This is a genomic window from Sinomonas sp. G460-2, assembly GCF_047759905.1.
Classification (GTDB): domain Bacteria; phylum Actinomycetota; class Actinomycetes; order Actinomycetales; family Micrococcaceae; genus Sinomonas.
In genome coordinates, this window is the sequence record NZ_JBKZWT010000430.1 from 1 (window position 1) to 2,493 (window position 2,493).

A 2,493-nucleotide genomic window follows, 5' to 3' on the forward strand; every position below is an offset into this window, starting at 1 on the left:
TGCCGGTCTTGTCGAGGACGAGAGCGTTGACCGTACGGGTGTCCTCGAGCACCTGGGGGCCGCGGATGAGGATGCCGAGCTGGGCGCCTCGGCCCGAGCCGGCCAGCAGGCCGACGGGCGTCGCGAGGCCCAGCGCGCAGGGGCACGCGATGACTAGCACCGAAACGGCGGCAGCGAATGCGGAGTCGAGCGAGCCGCCCGCGGCGAGCCATGCCGCGAAGGTCACGGCGGCGACGGCCAGCACGACTGGCACGAACACGCCGCTGATCCGGTCTGCGAGCCGCGCGATCGGTGCCTTGGACGTCTGCGCCTCGGAGACGAGCCGGCCCATCGCGGCGAGCGTTGTGTCGGAGCCCACGCGTGTCGCCTCGACGATGAGCCTGCCGGACGCGTTGATCGTGGCCCCGGTCACCGGGTTGCCCGGGCCGACCTCGACCGGAACTGATTCGCCCGTGAGCAGCGACGTGTCCACGGCGGAGACGCCCTCGCGGACCACGCCGTCTGCCGCGATCTTCTCGCCGGGGCGCACCACGAACGTGTCCCCCGGGATGAGGCCGTCGGCGTCGATCCGGTACTCGACGCCGTCCTTGAGCAGCGTCGCCTCCTTCGCGCCGAGGTCGAGCAGCGATCGCAGGGCGCTGCCGGCCCTGGCCTTCGCGCGCGCCTCGAGATAGCGGCCCAGAAGCAGGAACGTCGCGACGACCGCCGCGACCTCGAAGTAGAGCCCGCCCATGCCGGTTCCCGTGCGAGTCGCCTCCGTGCCGTGCGCCGTGAGGGCGGGGTCCGCGATGAGCTGGCCCGCGGAGAACGCGTAGGCCGCGACGATCCCGAGCGAGACCAGCGTGTCCATGGTCGAGGAGCCATGCCGCGCGTTGATCGCCGCGGCCCGGTGGAACGGCCACGCCGACCACGTCACGACGGGCAACGCGAGGAGGGCCACCCACCAGCCCCAGTTGGGGAACTGGAGCGCGGGGATCATCGAGATGGCGAACAGCGGGACGGTGAGCACTGCGGCGACCACGAGCCGGGGGCGCAGCTCCGAGCCGGGGTCCTTGGCGCCGTCGTCCGTTCCCGCGGCCGGCGCGCGCTCGTGGAGCCGCGCGCTGTAGCCGGCCGAGGCCACCCGGTCGAGGAGGTCCTGATCGCTCACCCCCGCGGGCGCGAGCACGCGTGCCGATTCGAGGGGGAGGTTGACGGTGGCCTCGACGCCGGCGATCCCGCCGAGTTTGCGCTCTACGCGGCGCACGCACGAGGCGCACGTCATCCCCTGGATGTCGAGTTCGACGACGCGGGCAGCGGAGGTGGGCTGTTCCATGTCCTCTTCTTCGATTTCGGCAGGGGCGGGTTTTGGGGCGCTACGCGTTGTTGTCGATGACGAGGTAGCCGGCCTCGGCGACCGCCTCGCTGATGGCTTCGTGCTTGAGCTTGCGGCTCGACGCGATCGTGACCGGGGACGTGCCGCCAGCGTTCAACTCGACGGAGACGGTTTCGACGCCCTCGAGGGCTTCGAGCTCCTCCGTGACGGATGCAACGCAGTGGCCGCAGGTCATGCCGTCCACGTGAACGGTCGTAGTGAAGTGGGTCATCTCGGCTCCTTCGTGAGGGGTGTTCGCGGTGGGACGGATGGATTCGTGGGCTGGATCGGCGGGGTTGGGCTCAGCGGAGGAGGCGCCCGATCGCATCGGAGGCCTCCTTGACCTTCGACTCGATCTCCTCTGAGCGGCGGTCGGGATCCGGTTCGCTTGCGGCTCCCACCACGCAGTGCCCGATGTGCTCCTCGAGCAGACCGAGGCTCACGGCATGGAGGGCCTTCGTCACCGCGGAGACCTGAGTGAGGATGTCGATGCAGTACTTGTCGTCTTCGACCATGCGCGCAATTCCGCGCACCTGGCCTTCGATGCGCTTGAGCCTGCGGAGATAGGCGGCCTTGTTCGAGGTGTAGCCGTGGACGGGCGAGTCCGCGCTCACCGCGTCCACGAGGGCTTCGGTTGCTTCCACCTCATGAAGCTATACCCGGGAGGGGTATGAGTCAAGTACCCCCTGGGGGTATCTGTTGTGGCGGAAGCCACACCGTTCCGATTTGCCGCGCCCCGACCGGGCCGGTAATGTATTCCGAGTCGCCACGGGGAGCGCAGACAGCGCGAGACCGGGCGGCCGAACCCCTTCGAACTAGCCAGAACGGCAGCTATGCTGCGCGCTCTGCGGTCGTGGGGCGGACCATTATCCGGCCAATAAAGCCCGAAAGGGAATTTGAAGCCGCGATGATGATCTGGTAAGTTTGAACTTCGTTCCGCAGGGGCGATGCCGGAGGTTTTCGGTTATTCCTGTTGGGCCTGTTGTTTGAGAACTCAATAGCGTGCCATGTTTGGATTTGATGCCATTTTTTTTTGATGGCTGTTTGCCTGGTCCTGGTGCTTTCTCGTGCGCCTTGGGGCTGGGTTTCGGCTTGGATCGGATTGCTGGGGGTGGGGTTTTCCGCCCTGTCCCTGGTGG

General features: G+C 67.9%; 4 protein-coding genes. All 4 read right to left on the reverse strand.

Annotated elements, in window-relative coordinates; genetic code table 11:
- Positions 1 to 1,315, reverse strand: a 1,315-nt coding sequence (locus ACLN58_RS20930) for a heavy metal translocating P-type ATPase (protein ID WP_415857153.1), incomplete at its 3' end; no start/stop codon positions are given.
- Between the two features lie 40 nt (positions 1,316 to 1,355).
- Complete coding sequence (locus tag ACLN58_RS20935) at positions 1,356 to 1,586, reverse strand: heavy-metal-associated domain-containing protein (protein WP_415857154.1); 231 nt, start codon at positions 1,584 to 1,586, stop codon at positions 1,356 to 1,358.
- A 70-nt stretch (positions 1,587 to 1,656) separates the two neighbouring features.
- Positions 1,657 to 1,998 (reverse strand): metal-sensitive transcriptional regulator, encoded by a 342-nt coding sequence (locus tag ACLN58_RS20940; RefSeq protein WP_415857155.1) that lies wholly within the window; start codon positions 1,996 to 1,998, stop codon positions 1,657 to 1,659.
- Positions 1,999 to 2,185: 187 nt separating this feature from the next.
- Positions 2,186 to 2,493: hypothetical protein (locus ACLN58_RS20945; RefSeq protein WP_415857156.1), on the reverse strand; the 308-nt coding region annotated here is incomplete at its 5' end.